This is a genomic window from Frankia sp. CcWB3, from assembly GCF_977927595.1.
In genome coordinates, this window is the sequence record NZ_CDWRCK010000053.1 from 5,370 (window position 1) to 7,736 (window position 2,367).

2 protein-coding genes are annotated in these 2,367 nt (G+C 71.1%); one reads left to right on the forward strand and one right to left on the reverse strand.

The features are described from left to right. Positions 1-802 (forward strand): GGDEF domain-containing protein (locus tag ACY5KJ_RS06495; RefSeq protein ID WP_462202987.1); only part of this gene is annotated, 802 nt, incomplete at its 5' end. A gap of 66 nt (positions 803-868) precedes the next feature. Here the strand turns inward: ACY5KJ_RS06495 and ACY5KJ_RS06500 are convergent. Continuing rightward, positions 869-1,699: a bifunctional 5,10-methylenetetrahydrofolate dehydrogenase/5,10-methenyltetrahydrofolate cyclohydrolase gene (locus ACY5KJ_RS06500; protein ID WP_462188762.1), complete on the reverse strand. Its 831-nt coding sequence runs from the start codon at positions 1,697-1,699 to the stop codon at positions 869-871. Between the last annotated feature and the right edge of the window lie 668 nt (positions 1,700-2,367).

The window sequence follows — 2,367 nt, forward strand, 5'->3', positions numbered from 1 at the left end:
GGCGACGCCCGGCGGTCGGGAGAGCCTCGGTTCGTGGTCCGGCGCGGCGGCCGGCCCGACCCGGCCGGGCTGGCCGGGCCGGACCGGAGTCGTCCCGTCATCTGTCATCCCCGCCCGGATCCCGCTCCGGCATGCGTGCCGCGACCTCGTGCCCGCGCAGGCCGCCGAGATCTGCTCGTCGATCGTGGTCGCGGTGCTGTGGGCGGCGAACCCGTTGCTCATGCTGGCGATCACACCCCCCGTCCTGCTGCTGCAACGCAGCCTGTTGCACGCCGAGCTCCTGCATGCCGCGCGGTCCGACGCGAAGACCCGGCTGGCCAACCCGGCGTACTGGCGCCAGGTCGCGGAACGCGAGATCAACCGGGCCTGCCGGGTGGGGCGTCCGCTGTCGGTGCTCCTGGTCGACATCGACCACTTCAAGCGGGTCAATGACAGGTTCGGTCATCTCATCGGGGACGTCATCCTGATCGCGGTGGCGGACGCGCTGCGGGCGGCGACCCGCCCCCGGGACCTCGTCGGACGGTTCGGGGGCGAGGAGTTCGTGGTGCTGCTCACCGAGGTCGAGCTGGAGAACGCGGCCGATGTCGCGGAACGGATCCGCCGCCAGGTCGCCGGAACCCACTGCTGGCTGGAGGGCCGGCCTCCCCTGTCGGTGACCGTGTCCGTGGGAGTCGCGACACATCACGGCCCCCGCGGTGACCTCGCCGGTCTCATCGCTCGGGCGGACTCCGCGCTCTACCGGGCCAAGGCCGATGGTCGTAACCGGGTACGGCTCGCCGGGTCGGTCTACAGCTCCGTCTGAGGCCACCGCGGCCCCGTCTGAGGCCACCGCGGGCCCCGCCGAGGCCAGGTGGCGGGTGCGCGCCGATCAGGCGGCGCGCGCCGCCCGGATCGTGTTGCGCAGCAGGAGCATCGTGGTGACCGGTCCCACACCGCCCGGCACCGGGGTGAGGGCGCCCGCCACGGACGAGACGGCCGCGGCGTCCACGTCACCGACCTGCCCGGTCTCGGTCACGACGGTGCCGACGTCGATGACGGTCGCACCCGGGCGGACGAAGCCGGCGCCGACGAGGCGGGGATGGCCGGTGGCGGACACGATGATGTCGGCCTCGTGGGCGATGCTCACCAGTCCCTTGGTGCGGGAGTGGCAGATCGTCACGGTCGTGTCCTCGGCGAGCAACAGCAGCGAGACCGGCTTGCCGACCACCGGGCCGCGGCCGATCACGCATACCCGGGCGCCGGACATCGGGATGCGGGCCCGGGTGAGGATCTCCACCACCGCGGCGGCGGTGGCCGGCGCGAAGCTCGGCAGACCCAGCGCGAGCCGGCCGAGACTGCTCGGGTTCATCCCGTCGACGTCCTTGGCCGTCGGAATGTGCTCGCCGACCTCGCGGGAGGTCAGCCCGCCTGGCAGCGGCGTCTGGACGATGATCCCGTGCACGGTCGGATCGGCGGCGACGGTGTCGATCGTGTCGAGGATCGCCGCCGGCTCGCCCTTCGGCTCATGCAGCACGCAGCGCACGCCGACCTTGCCCGCGGTCCGTTCGACGATCTCGGCATAGGAATACGCGGCCGGATCCGCGGTCGGCAGGACCACCGCCAGGGTCGGCGTGACTCCCGCCGCAGCCAGCCTCTCGGCCTCGTCGACCACGTACCTGCCGATCTCGGCGGCCATCGACCGCCCGTCGAGCATCCTCATGCGCCGTTCCGATCCTCGTCGTTCTCGTGGTCTGGCTCCCGTGGCCCTTGCGGTCCTGATGGCCCGTCTGGGCCGTTCCGCACGTCTGGGCCGTTCCGCACGGATAAGTCACCGCTGTCCGCAGGCCTTTCCCGCACTCGCGCGGGTTATGCCGTCCTGACCCACCACGCGAAACCTGGGGAAGGCCCGGGATGCGCCGGCACGGCGAGCGGGGCGGCGGCGGGCACGGTTGTACCGTAGCAAGGCGACGTGGGCAGGTAACCTGGGCGGGGGAGCACGCCAGGGCCGCTCGGTGCACTCGGCTCCAGAACGCCCGGTTCCAGAACGCTCGGTTCTAGGCAGCCCGGTTCTCGTGCCTCGGATTTTCGGAATAACGGATCCTCCCCGGGAAAGCCTTCCGGAAGAGGCCCGCCCCTGTGCGGTGGTGTAGTCGAGGTGGGCGATTCCGGGCGGAAATCCGAGTATTACTCTATATGATCTTCCCGGTTCGGGGTGATGGCGGCTACGGACCGCCGGAACGATGTACCTGAAACGACGCACCTGGCCAGAAGCGCCCGGTGCCCGCTACGCCGCATCCCGAGCCACCCGCCGCGCCGGCTGTACTCAGGAACCCGGTCGGCTTGCCGGATGTAGCGATATGAATGCGACATTCGTCCTAGGAGTCGAAA